The 19,549-nt window shown below is 68.4% G+C and carries 20 protein-coding genes; 9 read left to right on the top strand and 11 right to left on the bottom strand.

From position 1 onward, the window contains the following. Positions 1 to 10: 10 nt before the first annotated feature. From U1F38_RS05575 to U1F38_RS05555, 5 genes are all read right to left on the bottom strand, one after another. Positions 11 to 256, bottom strand: coding sequence for a DUF1010 domain-containing protein (locus U1F38_RS05575; RefSeq protein ID WP_409986061.1), 246 nt, complete (start codon positions 254 to 256; stop codon positions 11 to 13). Between the two features lie 99 nt (positions 257 to 355). Beyond that, the gene (locus U1F38_RS05570; RefSeq protein ID WP_409986060.1) at positions 356 to 943 is read right to left on the bottom strand and encodes an SRPBCC domain-containing protein; all 588 of its coding nucleotides are present in this window, start codon (positions 941 to 943) and stop codon (positions 356 to 358) included. Positions 944 to 989: 46 nt separating this feature from the next. Then, a protein-coding gene (locus U1F38_RS05565) for an IS5 family transposase (RefSeq protein ID WP_409986059.1) occupies positions 990 to 1,999 on the bottom strand; the annotation gives its coding sequence in 2 pieces (ribosomal slippage) (positions 990 to 1,285 and positions 1,285 to 1,999; 1,011 coding nt in all). A gap of 114 nt (positions 2,000 to 2,113) precedes the next feature. Continuing rightward, on the bottom strand, positions 2,114 to 2,176 hold the full coding sequence (locus U1F38_RS05560) for a DUF1010 domain-containing protein (RefSeq protein ID WP_409986154.1): 63 nt from the start codon (positions 2,174 to 2,176) through the stop codon (positions 2,114 to 2,116). A gap of 1,642 nt (positions 2,177 to 3,818) precedes the next feature. Beyond that, entirely contained in the window at positions 3,819 to 4,787 is a 969-nt protein-coding gene (locus U1F38_RS05555; RefSeq protein WP_409986058.1) for a tetratricopeptide repeat protein, read from the bottom strand. A 56-nt stretch (positions 4,788 to 4,843) separates the two neighbouring features. Here U1F38_RS05555 and purE point away from each other — a divergent pair, with 56 nt between their 5' ends. The 5 genes from purE (at position 4,844) to U1F38_RS05530 (ending at position 9,958) form a co-directional block, all read left to right on the top strand. Beyond that, entirely contained in the window at positions 4,844 to 5,341 is a 498-nt protein-coding gene (gene purE, locus U1F38_RS05550; protein ID WP_409986153.1) for a 5-(carboxyamino)imidazole ribonucleotide mutase, read from the top strand. After that, complete coding sequence (locus U1F38_RS05545) at positions 5,338 to 6,534, top strand: 5-(carboxyamino)imidazole ribonucleotide synthase (protein WP_409986057.1); 1,197 nt, start codon at positions 5,338 to 5,340, stop codon at positions 6,532 to 6,534. Before purE ends, U1F38_RS05545 begins: the two co-directional genes overlap by 4 nt. Positions 6,535 to 6,723: 189 nt before the next feature. Then, positions 6,724 to 7,716 (top strand): L-threonylcarbamoyladenylate synthase, encoded by a 993-nt coding sequence (locus U1F38_RS05540; RefSeq protein ID WP_409986056.1) that lies wholly within the window; start codon positions 6,724 to 6,726, stop codon positions 7,714 to 7,716. Between the two features lie 70 nt (positions 7,717 to 7,786). Further along, positions 7,787 to 8,713: a GDSL family lipase gene (locus U1F38_RS05535; RefSeq protein WP_409986055.1), complete on the top strand. Its 927-nt coding sequence runs from the start codon at positions 7,787 to 7,789 to the stop codon at positions 8,711 to 8,713. A 183-nt stretch (positions 8,714 to 8,896) separates the two neighbouring features. Next, positions 8,897 to 9,958, top strand: a complete 1,062-nt coding sequence (locus U1F38_RS05530; RefSeq protein ID WP_409986054.1) for a tartrate dehydrogenase — start codon at positions 8,897 to 8,899, stop codon at positions 9,956 to 9,958. On the opposite strand, the gene cobA is transcribed toward U1F38_RS05530, so the two are convergent. The 6 genes from cobA to U1F38_RS05500 form a co-directional block, all read right to left on the bottom strand. Then, the gene (gene cobA, locus U1F38_RS05525) at positions 9,934 to 10,725 is read right to left on the bottom strand and encodes a uroporphyrinogen-III C-methyltransferase (RefSeq protein ID WP_409986053.1); all 792 of its coding nucleotides are present in this window, start codon (positions 10,723 to 10,725) and stop codon (positions 9,934 to 9,936) included. The genes U1F38_RS05530 and cobA overlap by 25 nt on opposite strands. Beyond that, positions 10,722 to 11,651, bottom strand: coding sequence for a DNA-binding protein YbiB (gene ybiB / locus U1F38_RS05520; RefSeq protein WP_409986052.1), 930 nt, complete (start codon positions 11,649 to 11,651; stop codon positions 10,722 to 10,724). Before ybiB ends, cobA begins: the two co-directional genes overlap by 4 nt. A 17-nt stretch (positions 11,652 to 11,668) precedes the next feature. Beyond that, a complete protein-coding gene (locus U1F38_RS05515) occupies positions 11,669 to 12,481 on the bottom strand; it encodes a formate/nitrite transporter family protein (protein WP_409986051.1) in 813 nt (270 codons plus the stop codon). Between the two features lie 39 nt (positions 12,482 to 12,520). After that, positions 12,521 to 12,907, bottom strand: a complete 387-nt coding sequence (gene nirD, locus U1F38_RS05510) for a nitrite reductase small subunit NirD (protein WP_409986050.1) — start codon at positions 12,905 to 12,907, stop codon at positions 12,521 to 12,523. 64 nt (positions 12,908 to 12,971) lie between these two features. Next, entirely contained in the window at positions 12,972 to 15,428 is a 2,457-nt protein-coding gene (nirB, locus tag U1F38_RS05505; RefSeq protein WP_409986152.1) for a nitrite reductase large subunit NirB, read from the bottom strand. A gap of 387 nt (positions 15,429 to 15,815) precedes the next feature. Beyond that, the gene (locus U1F38_RS05500; protein WP_409986049.1) at positions 15,816 to 15,968 is read right to left on the bottom strand and encodes a hypothetical protein; all 153 of its coding nucleotides are present in this window, start codon (positions 15,966 to 15,968) and stop codon (positions 15,816 to 15,818) included. Here U1F38_RS05500 and U1F38_RS05495 point away from each other — a divergent pair. The 4 genes from U1F38_RS05495 to tsaB all read left to right on the top strand — a co-directional run bounded on the left by U1F38_RS05495 (position 15,901) and on the right by tsaB (position 19,539). After that, positions 15,901 to 17,121 (top strand): murein transglycosylase A, encoded by a 1,221-nt coding sequence (locus U1F38_RS05495; protein ID WP_409986048.1) that lies wholly within the window; start codon positions 15,901 to 15,903, stop codon positions 17,119 to 17,121. The genes U1F38_RS05500 and U1F38_RS05495 overlap by 68 nt on opposite strands. Before the next feature lie 143 nt (positions 17,122 to 17,264). Then, positions 17,265 to 17,735 (top strand): hypothetical protein, encoded by a 471-nt coding sequence (locus tag U1F38_RS05490; RefSeq protein WP_409986047.1) that lies wholly within the window; start codon positions 17,265 to 17,267, stop codon positions 17,733 to 17,735. Between the two features lie 128 nt (positions 17,736 to 17,863). Beyond that, on the top strand, positions 17,864 to 18,841 hold the full coding sequence (locus U1F38_RS05485; protein WP_409986046.1) for a DMT family transporter: 978 nt from the start codon (positions 17,864 to 17,866) through the stop codon (positions 18,839 to 18,841). Beyond that, complete coding sequence (tsaB, locus tag U1F38_RS05480; RefSeq protein WP_409986045.1) at positions 18,838 to 19,539, top strand: tRNA (adenosine(37)-N6)-threonylcarbamoyltransferase complex dimerization subunit type 1 TsaB; 702 nt, start codon at positions 18,838 to 18,840, stop codon at positions 19,537 to 19,539. Before U1F38_RS05485 ends, tsaB begins: the two co-directional genes overlap by 4 nt. Positions 19,540 to 19,549: the final 10 nt, after the last annotated feature.

Below are 19,549 nucleotides of genomic sequence, written 5' to 3'. Positions count from 1 at the left end.
CTCTTGAATGCTAACGGCCAAGGTAAGCGGCCCGCAGAATGCGGGTCCGCTTGACCGCAGAGTTAGACCCGAAGGCCAAAAGGGAGCGCCCGGACTTGAACAAGGGCGCAGCCCACGAAAAACCGCTGGGCCACGAAAGCGGCGCAGCACTGCAAGAATGATAGCTGGTAGCGCTTGCTGCACAAGCGCTGGACCCCAAAAAGGCTTGAAAACCCCTTGGAAAAGGCAGAGCGCTGGAATAGATGGCTGCGCGCATGAAGCGGGTGATGGGACTAACGCCGCGCTTCAGCGGCGCCCGCTTGCGGGCGTCCGCTGCAAGCGCTTGTTAGGCAGCAAACGTGCGCGACAACATTGATCACGCTCGCTCTCTGGAGAAGTAGTTGACGAGACTATTCAGTGAACCATTGTTTCCGGTCTCCGTGCCAGAAATCATGTCCTGACCAATGAAGGACGCAACTTGGCTGGTGCTTCTTAGCTTCGTTACGCTTCCAGACTTAGCCAGCTCAAGAGTAGTTAGTGAAGCACAGAGTCGTTTTCCATCCATCGAGATCGTCTCGCTGGAGACGATGCGGCGATTCGGGATGATTTCAAGATAGCGTGTAGTGCCGTGAATGTTTGGATTTGACTTGGAGCCGCAACGGAAGCGATCTTCACCGCCCTCTCGAAAGTCATCTTGGTCATAGATTATGGTGGCAGTGTCTGACGGCGCCCCCCACTCCGACCGAATTTTCGCGCTTGCGAAAGCTGCGAATACTCTTTCGACGGTTGCTGGAATTTCGCGCTCGAACACCAATGTCGCGTGAGTTGTGTGTGCAGTGCGCTGGGAATCTTCAAAAGCCATATAGGGAACCACTGAACAATGGCCGCCGAAAGCTCGGCCATCAGAATTTGCATCCTTCGTTTCATGATGCGGCTTGCGGTTTGCGACTCGGGCTGTTTTCAAGCCTTGTTTTTGCCTTTTCGGCCTCTTTGAAGCCCCGTTTGCGCTTTCAAGGCGCACCTGTGCCTTGCAACTGCAATAGCGGCATCTTGAGCAACACCAGGTTGGCCAACGCGAACATCACGTTCAGTTGGCTCGCGTTCTTGGCCAAGCCACGATAGCGCAGCTTCTTGTGGCCAAAGAGGTTCTTGACCACGTGAAACGGATGCTCGATGCGCGCGCGAATCTGCGCCTTCACCCGCTCCAGCGCCTGCTTCAACTGCTTGGTCAAGCCCTCGGGCATGGCCTTGATCTTGTGACGGCGCTCCGCGACGTGCCAGTTGACGTCCGCTTTGATGCGTCCTCATCTTGCGCCGCTTTGACCTCCTCGCGCTTTTCAACGCCCGTGAAGCCTGCATCGGCGTGTACATCGCTTTCCTGACCGTGCAGCAGGTGGTGAGCGTTGGCCACGTCCGACTCGTTGGCTGCGGTGACATGGATGCTGTGCACTGCACCCGAGTCAGAGTCGGCCCCGATATGCGCCTTCAACCCGAAGTGCCACTGATTGCCCTTCTTGGTCTGGTGCATCTCGGGATCGCGCTGGCCATCCTTGTTCTTGGTGGAACTCGGTGCGGCGATGATGGTGGCGTCAATCATCGTTCCCTCACGCATGAGCAGGCCTTGCTCGCTCAGGTGCTGGTTGATCTGCTCGAAGATCGCCTTGCCCAGCTCGCGCTGCTCGAGCAGGCGGCGGAACTTGAGCAGCGTGGTGGCATCGGGTGCGCTCTCGCGCGCCAAGTCGATACCCACAAACTCGCGCATGGCGCAGCTGTCGTACAGCGCATCTTCCAGCGCCTCATCGCTGAGCGCGTACCACTGCTGCACGAAGTACATGCGCAGCATGCGCTCAAGGCCGATGGGCGGGCGGCCAACGCGGCCACTGCTGGGGTAGTGCGGCTCAATGAGGGCCAGCAGGCGCTGCCAGGGCACCACCTTCTGCATCTGGCCCAAGAACTTCTCGCGGCGCGTCACGCGCTTCTTGCCTGCATACTCCAAGCTGGCAAAGCTGACTTGTTTCATGCTCCGAGTTTAGTAGCAAACGCAGCAATCGACCATCGGGGTTGGCCCGAATAAATCAGCGTTTCCATAGGTCCTCCGAATCGTGAGTGTGCCTCGCGCTGCGAGATGTGCTGCCTAACGACTGAGGTAAGCCGACCGCCGAAGGCGGGTCGGCTTGACTGATGGGTTAGACTGCACTTGATACTCTCTGACCTCAGCGAGTTAGCAATTCGTGGAGGCGCAGGGCCAAGGTAATCGCATTGCGCTCCTTGGTATTCAGCGTGCGATCAACGTGGTACTTGCCTTTGAAGCTTGTTGCTCGTCACTCGTCGCCCGCGAAGATCGGCACGTAGAGCAAGGCTAGTTGCCAGAATTCTGGGACTTATCACCTCACTCCCAGCTGGCGCGATCGCGTGCAAATCTCGCTCAGGGACCCGGAAGCGCCTTGCGCCAGCTACGAAAAGCTGGCGGAAGCCAGCATCAAGAATGAAGCTTCACGGCAGCCAAACTTGGAACCTTAACGCCGAGGCTGAACGCGCATGCGTGACTAATCGCCCGTCGGGTTTGAGCATGAAGAAGAAGCCGACTTGGTAGGAGAAGCTCCACGGAACGATCCTGAGAAGATCTGGTGCGCTTGCTGCCGTACATTGAAAGGAGAGTCTGCCGCGAACTCGTCTGATCGGTCGAGAGAACACACAGGTAAAATTGTCTTCTATAGAACCTTTGAACTCATTCTGGTTTTGCCTCTCGAGTTTGGACCCAGGGAAAAAGTTCGATGTCATGATGGAGCTCTCGGCTTTATCGAACCGAAGGGGAGTGAACTCTGTGTCGTTTGAGCCGAAGTTTGAGAAGCCTGAATGCACGTCCGTGTAGCTGGACTCTCGGCGATGAGCAAGCTTACTGGTGTAGCGCTTGTGGCGAACGACAGCTGTGCTTCGCAAGCTCGGCATAGTTTCCGCTTAGTGTGAGTGTGCAACGCGGCAAATGGCGTAGTGTTCGGTGCGCGCGAAGCATCATAGACCCGGCAAGTCTTGGCGAGGCAGACACATGGTAAAAGGCGGAACCCGTTGCTCCAACGACCAACGGGTCGACCAGCGGATAATTTGCCCAGAAGCCAACTGTATCGGAAACAAAACATGCCGCGCACTACTGAGCTGCTGGTTGAAGTAGCGCGAGCGCCTTCACCGCCAGTGCCCGGATACGGAGAGTCGCCGCTAGGCTGGCAGGTTGAAACTGGACTGCAGGAAGTGCGCCCACCCGTAGCCTGCCGTACTGCTGAGCGGTCGCGAACCCAATCGGCGCACCGTCAGGCCGCCTGCCTGCGCAGCGCTTTTCCTTTGCAAGGTCTACCGAGCTGGAAGGGCGCCATGTATGGTAGTATGTCCGCTTGCTACATGAAGCTTTGGGCCTCGGCTGGGCCGCGGCCGATACTGCTGCAGCCGCAGGGCCGACGCTAGTGTAGGCATCCAGATAGCATCCCCAAATGGCATCGGTCGGTTCCTTTCAAAGGAGGGAAGGCATTTGGACATCAATGGCTTTCACGGCTGCAAAAGCGGTGCTCGGTGGTCAGGCGCGCTCCCATCTCGGTCCCGCGCGTCCGAACTGTGACAATTTCCGTGTGCCTGCGTGCCAGTGCGGCCTAACTAGAGTTATACGACACACGCACGAAAAACGCCAGTCGCGCAATGCTGTCCAGTCCTGCCGGTGCACAGGCGGAGATTCGCCCCGTCTCGTTTAGCCAAACCTAAAAATAGCGGGATCATCTCAGTCTCACATCGAACCTGGGCGCCGCCGGACGGCGGGTACATCGGCACGGCCTTTCCCCATCCAGCCGCCGCCCTCAATTCAACGCCATCGACAGCTTGCGCCGATAGCTGGACAGCAGCTCGGCCTGCGGGTCTTCCTGCTTGGCAGCCTTGCCGGTCAGCTCGATGCCGCCGGCGCTTTTGCCGTCGGCGGCGGCGCCGGGTTTTTGCGGCGGCGGGGTCAGCAGTTCGAGGATGGCGACGTAGGTCTTGCGCGCGGCCTCCTCGTTCCACTTGCGGTCGCGCATGATGATCTCCAGCAGCTCGTCCATGCTGGCGGTCCACTGGCCCTCGGCCATCAGGGCGCGGGCCTTGGCAAAGCGGGTGTCGAAGTCGCGCTTGTTCTGCGCGATGGCGGCGTCGTATTGCTCGATGGGCCAGTTGCCGCGCTCGTCCTGGTGCACGAACTCGATGGCGTCCAGCCAGCGGCGCAGGGCGTCGAAGTGCAGCGGGCGCGGCTCGCGCGCCAGCGGTTCTTCCAGGGCGGCGGCGGCCTCGGCGTAGGCACCGGTGCCGATCAGCAGGCGCACGTAGTCGGAGCGCGCGGCGTCGTTGCCCGGGTCGTGCGCCAGTGCGTCGGCCAGCTTGGCCAGCGCGGCGTCGGTGTCGCCCGACTCCAGCAGGGCTTCGGCCTCGTCGGCCTGGGCCTCGGCGGCCACGGCGCCCTCGCTGGGCACGTGTTTGTCCAGGAACTGGCGCACCTGCGCGGCGGGCAGCGCGCCGACAAAGCCGTCCACCGGCTGGCCGCCGGCGAACAGCACGCAAAACGGGATGCTGCGCACGCCGAACATCTGCGAGAGCTGGCCGGCGATGTCCTGCTGCTTGTCGGCGTCGAGCTTGGCCAGCACAAAGCGGCCGGCGTATTCCACCTCCAGCTGCTCCAGCACCGGGCCCAGCTGCTTGCAGGGGCCGCACCACTCGGCCCAGATGTCCACCAGCACGGGCGTGGTCAGCGAGGCCTTGAGCACCTCGGTTTCGAAGTTTTGTACGGTGACGTCGATCATGGTCAGGAATGTGCGGGCAAAATCGGGGAAAGCAACCATTGTGCAGTAGCGTCATGATGAATCCCGTGGTCGGCGTGGTGATGGGTTCCAGCAGCGACTGGGACACGATGCAGCACGCCGTGCAAGTCCTGCAGCGGTTCGGCGTCGCGCACGAGGCGCGCGTGGTGTCGGCGCACCGCATGCCCGACGAGCTGTTTGCCTACGCCGAGGGCGCCGAGGCGCGCGGCCTGCGCGCCATCATTGCCGGCGCGGGCGGCGCGGCCCACCTGCCCGGCATGCTGGCGGCCAAGACCGTGGTGCCGGTGCTGGGCGTGCCCGTGGCCTCGCGCCACCTGCAGGGCGTGGATTCGCTGCACTCCATCGTGCAGATGCCCAAGGGCGTGCCGGTGGCCACCTTTGCCATCGGCAACGCCGGCGCGGCCAACGCGGCGCTGTTTGCGGTGGCCATGTTGGCGGCCGATGACGCGGCCCTGCGCGCCAGGCTGCACGCCTTTCGCGCCGAGCAAACCGCCGCCGCGCGCGCGATGACTCTCCCACCGGCGCAGGCGCAATGACCTGGCCGATCCTTCCTGGAGCCGTTGTCAACGGCCGCCCGGCCACCCTGGGCGTGCTGGGCGGCGGCCAGCTGGGCCGCATGTTCGTGCATGCGGCGCAGTCGCTGGGCTACGAGACGGTGGTGCTCGACCCCGACCGCGCCAGCCCCGCCGGGCGCATCAGCCACCACTTCATCTGCGCCGACTACCGCGACCCCAACGCCTTGCGCGAGCTGGCCGCGCGCGCCCAGGCCGTCACCACCGAGTTCGAGAACGTGCCCGCCCAGGCCCTGGCCGAGCTGGCGCGCGCGCGGGCGGTGTCACCGCCGGCCGATTGCGTGGCCATCGCGCAGGACCGCATCCGCGAGAAGGCGCACTTTGCGCGCTGCGCCGCCGCCGCCAGCGGCGTGGCGCCGGCGCCGCACGCGGTGATCGAGTCCGAGGCCGACCTGGCCGCCGTGCCCGCCGCGCTGCTGCCCGGCATCCTGAAGACCGCGCGCCTGGGCTACGACGGCAAGGGCCAGGCGCGGGTCGGCACGCGCGCCGAGCTGGCCAGCGCCTGGCAGCAGATGGGCCGCGTGGCCTGCGTGCTCGAGCAGATGCTGCCGCTGGCGCTGGAGTGCTCGGTGATCGTCGCGCGCGGCGCGGACGGCACGGTGGTCAGCCTGCCCGTGCAGCGCAACCTGCACCGCGGCGGCATTCTGGCCGTGACCGAGGTTTTTGAGCAAAACCTGCCCGCGGCGCTTGCCCAGCAAGCGCAGGCAGCTACCAAAAACATAGTCAGCGAGCTGGACTACGTCGGCGTGCTGTGCGTCGAATACTTCGTGCTGCAAGACGGGCGCCTGGTGGTCAACGAGATGGCGCCGCGCCCGCACAACAGCGGCCACTACACGGTGGACGCCTGCGACCAATCCCAGTTCGACCTGCAGGTGCGCACCCTGGCCGGCCTGCCGCTGGTGGCGCCGCGCCAGCACAGCGCCGCCATCATGCTCAACCTGCTGGGCGAGCTGTGGTTTGACGCCGCCGGCAGCCCGCGCCAGCCGCCCTGGGCCGACGTGCTGGCCCTGCCCGGCGCGCGCCTGCACCTGTACGGCAAGGCCCAGGCGCGGCCCGGGCGCAAGATGGGGCACCTCACTGTCATCGGCCAGGATGCCGCCGGCGTGCGCCAGCAGGCGCTGCGCGCGGCCGAGTTGCTGGGCATCGAGGCGTTTTGATGCGCGCTTGCGCCCGGTCCGCACTGAACTCCCTCCCCCTCTGGGGGAGGGTTGGGGTGGGGGCCAGCGGCGCATCGCACGGGCGCCCCGCCGACTCCCATCCCCGCCTTCCCCCAGCAGGGGAAGGAGAGGGGGCACACCCTCACCCCAACCCTCTCCCGCAGGCGGGAGAGGGGGCAGACACCACCCATGATCCTTGACGGCGCCCAGCCCGATGCCATCGCCCGCGCCGCCGATGCCTTGGCGGCGGGCGAGTTGGTCGGCCTGCCCACTGAGACGGTGTACGGCCTGGCGGCGGACGCCGGCAGCGATGCGGCGGTGCGCGCCATCTTTGCCGCCAAGGGCAGGCCCACCGACCACCCGCTGATCGTGCACCTGGCCGACGCCAGCGCCGTGCCGCGCTTTGCCGCCGCCGTGCCCGACTTCGCCCAGCGCCTGATCGACACCTTCTGGCCCGGCCCGCTCACCCTGATCCTGCCGCGCCAAGCCGGCGTGGCCGATGCGGCGGCGGGCGGCCACCCCACCATCGGCCTGCGCTGCCCCGCGCACCCGGTGGCGCACGCGCTGCTGGCAGCCTGCGCCGCGCGCGGCGTGCCGGGCCTGGCGGCACCCAGCGCCAACCGCTTCGGCCGCGTCAGCCCGACCACCGCGCAGCACGTGGCGGCCGAGTTTGGCGACGATCTGCTGGTGCTCGACGGCGGGCCCTGCGCCGTCGGCATCGAGTCCACCATCATCGACTGCACGCGCGGCGCGCCCGTGCTGCTGCGGCCCGGGCAGCTGGGGCGCGCCGCCATCGAGCGCGCCGCCGGCCGGCGCATGCTCTCAAAAGAAGAGCTGACCACGCCCGACCCCAAAGCCTCCGGCACCTTGGCCGCGCACTATGCGCCGCGCGCCAAAGTGCGGTTGATGAGCGCCGCCGAGCTGCGCACCGCCCTGCAGGTGTTGGGCGCCGACGCGCGCCACATCGCCGTGTGGGCGCGCGCGCCGCTCTCATCGCCCAGCCCGCACTTGCTGCTGTGCCGCATGCCCCAGGATGCCAGCGCCGCCGCCCAGCAGCTGTTTGCCGTGTTGCGCGGCTTCGACGACGCCGGCGCGCGCCTGATCTGGGTCGAGACGCCGCCTGCGGACGCGGCCTGGGACGGCGTGCGCGACCGCCTGCAGCGCGCCACCGCGGCGGGCTGATTGCAAAGTCGCGATGTTTCGGCCCTGCGCTCGTTAAACTTGCGCCTTTGTCGTGCCTGGAGTCCGTCCCATGTTTTCTCCCTGGATTCGCCGCGCCGCTGGCGTCCTGCTCGTTGCCGCCACCGCCCTGCTCGCCGCCTGCGGCTCCGGCTCGGTGGTGTCCGACCTGGTGCCCCAGCGCTTCATCACGGTGGGCGACGGCTTTGCCGACGTGGGGCAAAACGGATATCGCTACACCATCAATGACGGCTCGCCCAACTGGGTGCAGCAACTGGCGTCGTACTACGGCCTCACGGTGACGCCGGCCTCCTCCGGCGGCTTTGGCTACGCCCAGGGCAATGCCCGCGTGGCCACGCCCGACACCTCCAGCGGCACCAACGCCCCCAGCGTGTCGGCCCAGATCGATGCCCTGCTGGCGCGCACCACGCTGGGCAAGAACGACGTGGTGTTCATCAATGGCGGCATGAGCGATATCGTCGCCGCCGTGCAGGCCACCGGCATTTCGGCGGCCACCAGCGCCACGGTGGACACGGCGGCGCGCGCACTCGCCGACCAGGTGCGCCGCGTGGTCGCGGCCGGCGCCACGCACGTCGTGGTCAGCGGGGTTTACAACCTGGGCATCACGCCGTGGGCGACGCCCTGGGGACGCTCGCCGCCAACCGGCGGTGGTCCCGTCACCGACTTGTCGGTGGCCTTCAACGACCGCCTTCTGATCCAGATCGCCGACATGGGCGCGACGGTGCTCTATTTCGACCCCGCCCTGTTCTTCAACCTGATCTACAACAAGCCATCGAGCTACCCCGTCGACAACGCCACCGACCCGGTGTGCACCACGCCCGACGCCACCACCTGCACGCCCACCACCCTGGTGGCCGGCGCCGACCCCAGCCGCTGGCTGTTTGCCGACAACCTGTACTTCACGCCCGCCATGCTGCGCCTGTTCACCAACGAGGGCTATCTCGAGAACGCCTACTCGCGTTTCAAGAACCGCTGGTAAGCAAGTGACCCTCCCCCGTTGCTTCACTCGCTGCGCGATGTTTCGCCTCCCCCCCCCAGGGGGCATCGCCAGTGGCCGGGGAGACCCCGGCCACGGCGATCGCTGGCATGGCCTGCTGCGCGGCCACTCGACTCACTGGGAATCGGTCGCTGCGGGTGAGGCGCAGTGCAAGAGAGCCATGGAATGAGCGCCCACCGCATCGCCGTCATCCCGGGCGACGGCATCGGCACCGAGGTGATGCCCGAGGCGCTGCGCGTGCTCGCCGCCGTGCAGCAGAAGTTCGGCGTCCGGCTCGAGCTCACCCCCATCGCCTGGGCCAGCTGCGAGCACTACCGCCAGCACGGCGAGATGATGCCGCCCGACTGGAAAGAGCAGTTGCAGGGCATGGACGCGCTGCTGTTCGGCGCCGTCGGCTGGCCCGCCACCGTGCCCGATCACGTGTCGCTGTGGGGCAGCCTGCTCAAGTTCCGGCGCGAGTTCGACCAGTACATCAACCTGCGCCCGGTACGCCTGTTCGCCGGCGTGCCCTGCCCGCTGGCCGGCAAGCAGGCGGGCGACATTGACTTTCTGGTGGTGCGCGAGAACACCGAGGGCGAATACACCAACCTGGGCGGCGTGATGTATGCCGGCACCGAGCGCGAGATCGTGGTGCAGGAGACGGTGATGAGCCGCTTCGGCGCCGACCGCGTGCTCAAGTTCGCCTTCGAGCAGGCGGCCGCGCGCCCGCGCCGCAAGCTGGACGTGGCCACCAAGAGCAACGGCATCGCCATCAGCATGCCCTGGTGGGACGGCCGCGCTGACGCCATGGCCAAGAACTACCCGCAGATCGCGGTCGAGAAGCACCACATCGACATCCTGACGGCGCGCTTCGTGCTGCAGCCCGAGCGCTTCGACGTGGTGGTGGCCAGCAACCTGTTCGGCGACATCCTGTCCGACCTGGGCCCGGCCTGCACCGGCACCATCGGGCTCGCTCCTTCAGCCAACCTGAACCCCGAGCGCACCTTCCCCAGTCTGTTCGAGCCCGTGCATGGCTCGGCGCCCGACATTTTCGGGCAGGGCATCGCCAACCCGGTGGCGATGATCTGGTCGGCCGCGCTGATGCTGCAATTTCTGGGTGAGGCGCCCGCGCACGACGCCATCCTGCGCGCCATCGAAACCGTGCTGCGCGAGGGCCCGCGCACGCGCGACCTGGGCGGCGCGGCCAGCACCGCCGAGATGGGTCAGGCGATCGCGGCGCTGATCTGACCGGTGGCGGGCTGTTGCAGGGCCGCCGCCACGCCGCGCACCACGTCGCCGACCACGATCACCGCGGGGCTGCCCAGTCCTTCGCGCTCGATCGTGTCGTGCAGCGCGCCCAGCGTGGTGCGCGCATGGCGCTGCTGCGGCAGGCTCACGTGTTGGATCACCACCGCCGGCGTGTGCGCCGGCAGGCTGCTCAGCAGGCCGTGCTGGATATCGGCGCAGCCGGCCATGCCCATGTAGATGACCAGGGTCAGGCGCGCGTCGCGCGCCGTGGCGGCCAGCTGGCGCCAGTCGGGGGCCGTGTCGCCGGGCCGGTTGTGGCCGGTGACGAAGAGCACGCCGTGCGCATGCGTGCGGTGCGTCAGCGGCGCGCCCAGCAGCGTCATGCCGGCCAGGCCGGCGGTGATGCCGTTGATGACCTGGACCTCGATGCCCGCGGCGCGCAGCTGCTCCACCTCCTCGCCGCCGCGGCCGAAGATGAAGGGATCGCCCCCCTTCAGGCGCACCACCTGCTCGCCGGCGCGCGCGGCCCGCACCATCAGTCGCTCGATGAAGGCCTGGGGCGTGCTCTTGCAGCCGCCGCGCTTGCCCACGCGCACGATGCGCGCGCCGGCCGGGGCCAGCGCCACGATCTGGTCGCTCACCAGGTCGTCCACCAGCAGCACGGTGGCGGCCTGGATGGCCTTCAGCGCCTTGAGCGTGAGCAGTTCCGGATCGCCCGGGCCGGCGCCGACCAGGGTGCAGCGGCCGGCCGCAGGGGGCTTGTTCATGATGGCGCCTTTGCCGCGATGCGGGCGCTCAGGTGCACGATGTGCTCCACCTGCCGCTGCAGCGCCGCCGGCACCGGCAGCTCGCCCGCCAGCACGCGGCGCGTGTAGGTGGCGGTGCTGGCCACGTCGATGGCGCTGGGCAGGCCGGGCACCTCGCTGGCGGTGCCCGGCTGCTGCTCATCCAGCAGCGCGTGCGCGCCGGCCACGAAGGCGTCGTAGCGCGGCGTGCGGCGCGGGTCGGCCGCCACCTCGCCCTCCAGCCCGCGCGAGAGCAGGGCGTGCATGCCCAGGGTGCTGAACGTGGCGCACAGCAGCTCGAAGTACGCCGGGTGGGTGTAGCTGGCCACCACCAGCGTCGGGCCGTCGCACGGGCTCAAGAGTTTGGCGACGCTGTGGCCGGGGTTGCGCAGGCCCAGCGTCTCGCGCGTGGCCAGCAGGCGCGCCAGGCCGGGGTGCAGCAGCGCAGTATCGACGTGGACCACTTCGCCATTCGCTATTTGTTTGGTAGCTGTTAACGCAGGAACGTCGAGCGCTTCAAGCACATCGGATGCCAGAACGCGGCGCGCCTCGGTGCGCATGCCGTGCAGCAGCACGCGCTGGCCCTGGCGTGCCAGCAGCAGCGCCAGCAGCGGCGTCAGCACGGGCAGCTTGCGCGCGCCGTTGTAGCTGGGCAGCACGATCAGCGGCCGGCCGTCGGCGCCGGCGGGAAAGCGGGCGATGCGTGCCTGCACGGCATCCAGAAAGCCGCACATCTCTTCGGCCGTCTCGCCCTTGATGCGCATGGCCACGCAGAAGGCGCCGATTTCCAGATCGCTGGCCTGCCCGTCCAGCACCTGGCCCAGCAGGTCGGCCGCCTGCGCGCGCTCCAGGGCGCCGGCGCCGCGCGCGCCGCGGCCGATGATCTTGATGTAGGGACCCAGGGCCATGGTGTATGCACTCGAAGTCAGACCGGGCTGCGTGCCGGCGCCGTGCGGGCGTGCGTGGTGTAGAGCGTCAGGCCCGTGAAGGCGATGCCGCCCACCAGGTTGCCCAGCACCACCGGGATTTCGTTCCAGATGAAGTAGTCCAGGATGGAGAAGTTGCCGCCCATCATCAGGCCCGAGGGAAACAGGAACATGTTGACCACCGAATGCTCGAAGCCCATGGCAAAGAACAGCATGATCGGCATCCACATGGCGATGACCTTGCCGCTGACGGTGGTGGAGATCATGGCGCCGACCACGCCGGTGGACACCATCCAGTTGCACAGCACGCCGCGCAGGAAGATGGTGAGCCAGCCCATCAGCCCGTATTTTGCATAGCCCAGCGTGCGCGCCTCGCCGATGTGGCCGATCTTCTGCCCGATCTCGTTGGGCGGCACCGAAAAGCCGTAGGTGAAGATGAAGGCCATCATGCCCGCCACCGTGAGCGCGCCCAAAAAGTTGCCCACGAACACCAAGCCCCAGTTGCGCAGGATGCCCCGGATGCTGGCGCCGGGGCGCTGGTCCAGCCAGGCCAGCGGCGTGAGCATGAACACGCCCGTCAGCAGGTCGAAGCCCAGCAGGTAGAGCATGCACACGCCCACCGGAAACAGCAGCGCGCCGATCAGCGCCGAGCCGCTCATGACGGTGGCGGTGACGGCAAACACCGCCGCCAGCGCCAGGATGGCGCCGGCCATGTAGGCGCGGATCAAGGTGTCGCGCGTGGACATGTGGATCTTGGCTTCGCCGGTATCGATCATCTTGGTGACGAACTCGGCGGGGCTGAGGTAGGACATGGGGGACTTTCTGCGACGGGTTGATGAGAGGGGCGGGGTTCAGGCGGCGGCGTGGCGGTGCCGGCACGGCCCGGCGACCGGCGCCTGCAGATCGAGGGCGTGGCTGGCCATCTCCTGCGTGCTCAGGTACACGATGCCGGCGTCCACCTTCACTGCAAAGCGCGGCGTGCAGCCCGTGTCGGGCGCGGCGGCCTGGCCGTCGGCCAGGTCGATGGCCCAACCGTGCAGCGGGCAGGCCACGTTGCGGCCGAACACCAGGCCCTGCGACAGCGGGCCGCCCTTGTGCGGGCAGCGGTCGAGCAGGGCGAACACCTCGTTCGCACCGTTGCGGAAGATGGCCACGTCCAGGCCGCGCGCTCGGCGCACGCGGCGCGCGCCGAGCGCGGGGATGTCGTGCACGAAACAGATGGCGGTCCATTCGGTCATTGCTATTCCTTTCAGAGCTGCATGCGCTTGTTGCTGGCCGGTTACCGGCTGTTTTGAACTTGAATCAGGTCGCCATGGGCACGATCGAGATGAACTGGCGCTGATCGATGCGCGCCTTCTCGCCTTCGAACCACGGATCGGGCTCATCCGCCAGCGCCGCCTGCAGCCGCGCCCACAGCGCCTGGCGATTCGCCGCGTCTTCCAGCACCTTTTGCTTGACATGCTGAAGCCCCACGCGCGCCACGTAATGCACGGTGCGCTCCAGGTACCAGCCCTCCTCGCGGTACAGCTGCAAGAAGGCGCCGCTGACCTCCAGCACCTCGGCGGCGGTCTTGACCTTGGCAAAGAACTGCGCCACCTCGGTCTTGATGCCGCCGTTGCCGGCGACGTAGATCTCCCAGCCCGACTCGACGCCGATCACGCCCACGTCCTTGATGCCGCTTTCGGCGCAGTTGCGCGGACAGCCGCTGACGGCCAGCTTGACCTTGTGCGGCGCGACCATGCCGACCAGGGCGTGCTCCAGGTCCTTGCCCATTTGCGTGCTGTCCTGCGTGCCCATGCGGCACCATTGGCTGCCCACGCAGGTCTTGACGGTGCGCAGGCCCTTGGCGTAGGCGTGGCCGCTGGGCATGCCGATGTCGGCCCACACGGCCTGCAGGTCTTCCTTCTTCACGCCCAGCAGGTCGATGCGCTGGCCGCCCGTCACCTTCACCGTGGGGATGCGGTACTTGTCCACCACGTCGGCGATGCGGCGCAGCTCGGCGGCCGTGGTCTCGCCGCCCCACATGCGCGGCACCACGGAATACGTCCCGTCCTTCTGGATGTTGGCGTGGCTGCGCTCGTTGATGGCGCGGCTTTGCGGGTCGTCCTGCGCCTGCCCGGGCCAGGTGCTCAGCAGGTAATAGTTGATCGCCGGGCGGCAGCTGGGGCAGCCGTCGGGCGTCTTCCATTCCATGAAGGCGAACACCGCCTCCTTGCTCAGCAGCCGGTGCGTGCGGATGGCGTCGCGCAGGGCCTGGTGGCCATGCTCGGTGCAGGCGCACACCGGCTTGGTCTGGGGCGTGGCGGCATAGGCGCCGCCCACCGTGGCCATCAGGATCTGCTCGACCAGCCCGGTGCACGAGCCGCAGCTGGCGCTGGCCTTGGTGTGTTTGCGCACCTCGTCCAGGGTAAACAGGCCCTTGTCCTTGATGGCCTTGCAGATCGTGCCCTTGCTCACGCCGTTGCAGCCGCAGACCTCGGCCTCGTCGGGCATGGATGCCGCCTGGTTCTGGCCGGCATGGCCGCCCTCGCCGATGTTGCTCTCGCCAAACATCAGCGTGGCGCGGATGTCGGTCACCGGGCGCGCGTCGCGCAGCAGCTTGAAGTACCAGCCGCCATCGACGGTGTTGCCGTACAGGCAGGCGCCGACCAGCTTGTCGTCCTTCAGCACCAGCTTCTTGTAGGTGCCGCTGCCGGGGTCGCTGAGCACGATTTCCTCGGTGCCCGCGCCGCCCATGAAGTCGCCGGCGGAGAACAGGTCGATGCCCGTCACCTTGAGCTTGGTCGAGGTCTGCGAGCCCTGGTAGCGGCCGATGCCGAACTCCGCCAGGTGGTTGGCCAGCACCTTGCCCTGCTCGAACAGCGGCGCCACCAGCCCGTAGGCCACGCCCCGGTGCGCGGCGCATTCGCCCACGGCGTAGATGCGTGCGTCGGTGGTCGTTTGCAGCGTGTCGCCCACCACGATGCCGCGATCCACATGCAGGCGCATGGATTCGGCCAAGGCCGTGTTGGGGCGGATGCCCACGGCCATCACCACCAGGTCGGCGGCCACCTCGCTGCCGTCCTTGAAGCGCACCGCGCGCACCCGCCCTGCGGCATTGCCCAGCAGCTCCTGCGTCTGCGCCTGCATCAAGAACGCCATGCCACGCTCGGCCAGCGACTTTTGCAGCATCTGGCCGGCCACGGCGTCGAGCTGGCGCTCCATCAGCCATTCGCCGGCGTGCACCACGCTGACCTGCATGCCGCGCTTCATCAGCCCGTTGGCCGCCTCCAGGCCCAACAGGCCACCGCCGATGACCACCGCGTTCCGGTACTGCGCGGCGGCGGCAATCATGGCCTCGGTGTCGGCGATGTCGCGGTAGGCCAGCACGCCCTGCAGCCCGGCGCCGGCAATCGGCAGGATGAAGGGCCTGGAGCCTGTGGCCAGGATCAGCCGGTCGTAGCCGGCCTCGACGCTCTGCCCGTCCGCCGTCACGCCGCGCACGAGGCGCCGGCGTCGGTCCACCTCGGTCACCGTGCAGCCCGCGTGCAGCGTGATGCCGTGCTCGGCGTACCAGCCCCAGTCGTTGAGCACGATTTCCGACAACTGCTGCTCGCCCGCCAGCACGGGCGAGAGCAGGATGCGGTTGTAGTTGGGGTGCGGCTCGGCGCCGAACACCGTGATCTCGTACAGCTCGGGCGCGATCTTCAGCAGCTCCTCCAGCGCGCGCACGCCCGCCATGCCGTTGCCCACCATCACCAGTCTGGATTGCTTCACCATCATCTCCCAGGGTCGCCCCTGAACATCGTCGAATCCACTGCGGATGCAGGGGTCGCACACAGAATCCAGCAACTACCGTGCCAGGGTGGGCGATCGAGAATGTTTTTGTTCGATGATGGGGCTGCAAAGCCCGGCAGATCAGCGCAAGATGCTATGAAAACAGGAATTTGCGCAGTCGGCCGCCAGCGCACCACAATCCGTTTTTGATGCACCGATGTGGTGCGCACGGGTGCGCGATATCGGGCCGTGCCGGATCGGCGTCAAGGCATCGGGCGCGCGGTCGTCGCCGCCGGCTTTGCGCCGAATCTGCGCCGGCCGGGGGCGTTGGAACCATAATGGCGCGGGCCGGTCCGCCGGCTCGTCCCAAGCCGCCCAAGCTCCTGGGGCTCAACTCTGACGATCGCTGGGGGGTTCTTCCGGGGCTTCGGACGATTCACGGGGCGGCAACTCGCCCTTCTTGCGGCCCGAAAACATGGTCCACCAGATCATCAGCACAAACAGCAGCAGCGCGGCCAGCGCTTCCAGAATCAGCAAGGTCATGACAGGCGTGTTTCGGTTTCTTGCGTTCGCCCTCATTGTAGGAATGCTGGCCAGCTGCGCCGTCAAGCCGCCCACGCCGCCCGCACCTGCGCCGCCCGCCGGCACCGAAGCGCCCCTGCCCACCCTGGGCGAGACGCCCGACAGCACCCCCACCGGCCCCGCCCTGCAGCGCGCGCACAGCCGCTGGGTGCCGGTGCGCTGGGCCGACCTGCCGGGCTTCGACGCGGACGCCACCAACGAGGCCTGGAACGCCTGGATCAAGAGTTGCGAGCGCCCGCCCGCCAACTTCAAAGGCCTGTGCAGCGAGGTGCGGCGCCTGACGCTGGCCACGCCCGAAGAGCAGCGCCAATGGATGCGCGTGCGCCTGCAACCGTACCGCGTCGAGCCGCTGGACGGCGCCACCGAAGGCCTGCTGACCAGCTACTTCGAGCCCGTGTACGACGCCATGCGCCAGCGCGGCAACGGTTTCGAGGTGCCGATCTACCGCGCCCCACCCGGCCTCACGCCGCGCAAGCCCTGGTACACGCGCCAGGACATCGACACCCGGCCCGACGTGCGCGCCCAGCTGGCCGGCAACGAGATCGCCTGGATGGCCGACCCGATCGACGCGCTGATCCTGCAAATCCAGGGCTCGGGCCGCGTGCGCGTGACCGAGCCCGACGGCAGCCAGCGCCTGCTGCGCCTGGCCTTTGCCGCCACCAACGAGCAGCCCTACCGCAGCCCCGGCGCCTGGGCCAAGACCCAGGGCCTGACGGGCGACACCACCTGGCCCGGCATCCGCGCCTGGTTGGCCGCCAACCCCACGCGATTGCAGGATTTTTTGTGGAGCAACCCGCGCGTGGTGTTCTTCCGCGAGGAGCCCCTGAGCGAGCTGGACACGCAATTCGGCCCGCGCGGCGCGCAGGGCGTGGCGCTCACCCCCGGGCGCTCCATCGCCGTCGATCCGCAAAGCATCCCCTACGGCACGCCGGTGTGGCTGGCCTCCAGCGGCCCCGTCGCCAAGCTGCAACGCCTGGTGCTGGCGCAGGACACCGGCAGCGCCATCACCGGCGCCGTGCGCGCCGACTTCTTTGCCGGCTGGGGCCCCGAGGCGGGCGACTTTGCCGGCCGCATGAAGCAGCCGCTCAAGCTGTGGGCGCTGTGGCCGAAATAAGCTCCCCCCTGCGTCGCTGCGCGCCTTCCCCCCTGGGGGGGGACAACGCCAGTGGCCGGCGCAGGTCCGGCCACGGCGTTTGCTGGCATGGCCTGCTTCGCGGTCTTCTGAATACGGCCCTGCGCAGGCGCCGCCGGGGCGCGATGAGCCCCGCGCGCGCCAGACGACGGGCGCGCGACGGCGCGGCCCTGCTGGCCGTGCTCGCCCTGGCCGGCTGCGCCGCGGTGCGCGACGCGCCGCGCCTGGCCTACGAGTGTCCCAACGGCCTGAGCTTCGAGGCGCGGCTGTATCAGGACATGGCCATGCTCGACGGCCAGCGCGGCCATGTGGTGCTCGAGCGCCTGCCCCACCAGCGCGAGGACGAACTGATCTACAGCGACCCCACCGTGATCGCCGATTTCGGTCTGGGCGTGGACCGGCGCCTGGTGCGCCTGAGTTACACCAACATCCCCGAGCCGGTCACCTGCACGCGCGTGGCGCCGGCCGACGGCCAGCCTCATGCCCCCGTGCGCGCCGCGCCCCGTCCGGGCCCGCGCAACCCGCCGCCCTATGACCCCAACGCGCCGGTCGAAACCAACATCCGCACGGGCGATGGCGACGTTGGGCCGGGGTAGGGCGCGGTGCTGCCACGCCGCATCGCCCGCCGCGCCGCACATCGACCATCCTGAAAGCGGCGGTTGACCGCTCGCGCCATCTTCTGCCGCCTAGGGTCCTAGCGGCCGCTTTCGGGATAATTCCGCCCATGCCCCTGTCTCCCCGTGCGGTCGGCACCCTGGCCGCCGTTGTCACGGTGGCCCTGTGGACCGGCTTCATCATCGTCGGCCGCGCCTCGGCGGCGCACACGCTGACGCCGTTCGACCTGGCGCTGGTGCGCCTGCTGGGCGCGGCGGCGGTGCTGCTGCCCTGGGGGCTGTGGCTTACGCGCCGGGGCGGGCCGGCGCACGGGCGGGGTTCGCTGTGGGGCCTGTCGCCCCTGCCGCTCAAGCCGACCGCGCTCACGGGCCTTTTTGGCGGTCTGCTGTATTCGGTGCTGTGCTATGCGGGCTTCTTCTATGCCCCGGCGGCACACGGCTCGGTGCTGATGCCGGGCTGCTTGCCGCTGTGGGCGGGCTTTCTGGCGGTGCCGCTGCTGGGCGAGCGCCTGACGCGCATGCGCGTGCTGGCGCTGGCCTGCATCGCGCTGGGCGGCGCGGTGGTGGGCGGCGCCGGCCTGCTCACGGCGCTGGACGGCGGTGCGGTGTGGAAGGGCGACGCGATCTTTGTCTGCGCGGCCTTTTGCTGGTCGATGTACAGCGTGCTGGCGCGCCGCTTTGCGCTCGAGCCGGTGCCCGCCACCGTCGCCATCACCGCCTTCGGCGTGCTGTGCTACGCGCCGCTGTTTGCGTTGGGCGCGGGGCTGGGCTGGCTGCCCTCGCACCTGCGCGCCGCGCCCTGGGGCGAAATCTTCGGTCAGGCCTTGTTTCAGGGCGTGGGCGTCGTCGTCGTCGCGGGCATCACCTTCGTTGCCATGATCCAGGCGTTCGGACCCGTGCGCACTACCATGCTCACGGCCCTGGTGCCCGGGCTGTCGGCCCTGGGCGCGGTGGCGCTGCTGGGCGAGCCGCTGGGCTGGAACGGGGTGGCCGGGCTGGTGCTGGTGACCGGCGGCATCCTGTTGGGGGTGCGCGCGGCGCCGCCCGTGCCGCCGCCGGCGGCAAGCGGCGAAAATGCGGTGACATGAACTTCCTGGCCTTTGATACCAGCACCGAGCAGATGTCGATCGGCGTGCAGCGCGGCGATCGGCAATGGCTGCACGCGGGCGCGGGCGGCGCGCAGTCCTCGGGCACGCTGATCCCGGCGGTGCTGCGCTTGCTGGACGAGGCGGGCCTGGCGCTGGCCGCGCTGGACGCAATTGCCTTCGGGCGGGGGCCGGGCTCGTTCACCGGCCTGCGCACGGCCTGCGCGGTGGCGCAGGGCCTGGCGTTTGGCGCCGGCGTGCCGGTGCTGCCCATCGACACCCTGCTGGCCGTGGCCGAGGAGGCGCGCCAGGCGCAGGGCAGCACGCGCGTGATGGCGCTGCTGGACGCGCGCATGGACCAGGTGTATGCCGCGCCCTGGGCCTGGAGCGAACCCGCGGGCTGGCAGGCTGCCGGCGAGACGGTGGTGTGCGCACCCGAGGCGTTGGCCCTGCCCGCGGGCGCCCAAGCCTGGGTGCTGGCGGGCAATGGGTGGGCGCCCTATGGCGCGCGCCTGCCCAGCGCCCTGCAGGCCTTGCCCCGCGTGGCCGCCCTGCCGACGGCGCGCGCGCTGCTGGGCCTGGCACCGGCCTTGTGGGCCGCCGGCCAGGCCGTGCCGCCCGAGCAGGCGCTGCCGCTGTACGTGCGCGACAAGGTGGCGCAGACCACGGCCGAGCGCGCCGCGGCGGCCGCCGCGCGATGAAGGCCGGTGC

It is taken from the genome of Ottowia sp. (assembly GCF_046348305.1).
In the GTDB taxonomy this organism is placed as follows: Bacteria; Pseudomonadota; Gammaproteobacteria; order Burkholderiales; family Burkholderiaceae_C; genus Ottowia.
This window is presented reverse-complemented; position numbering and strand designations above follow the sequence as displayed.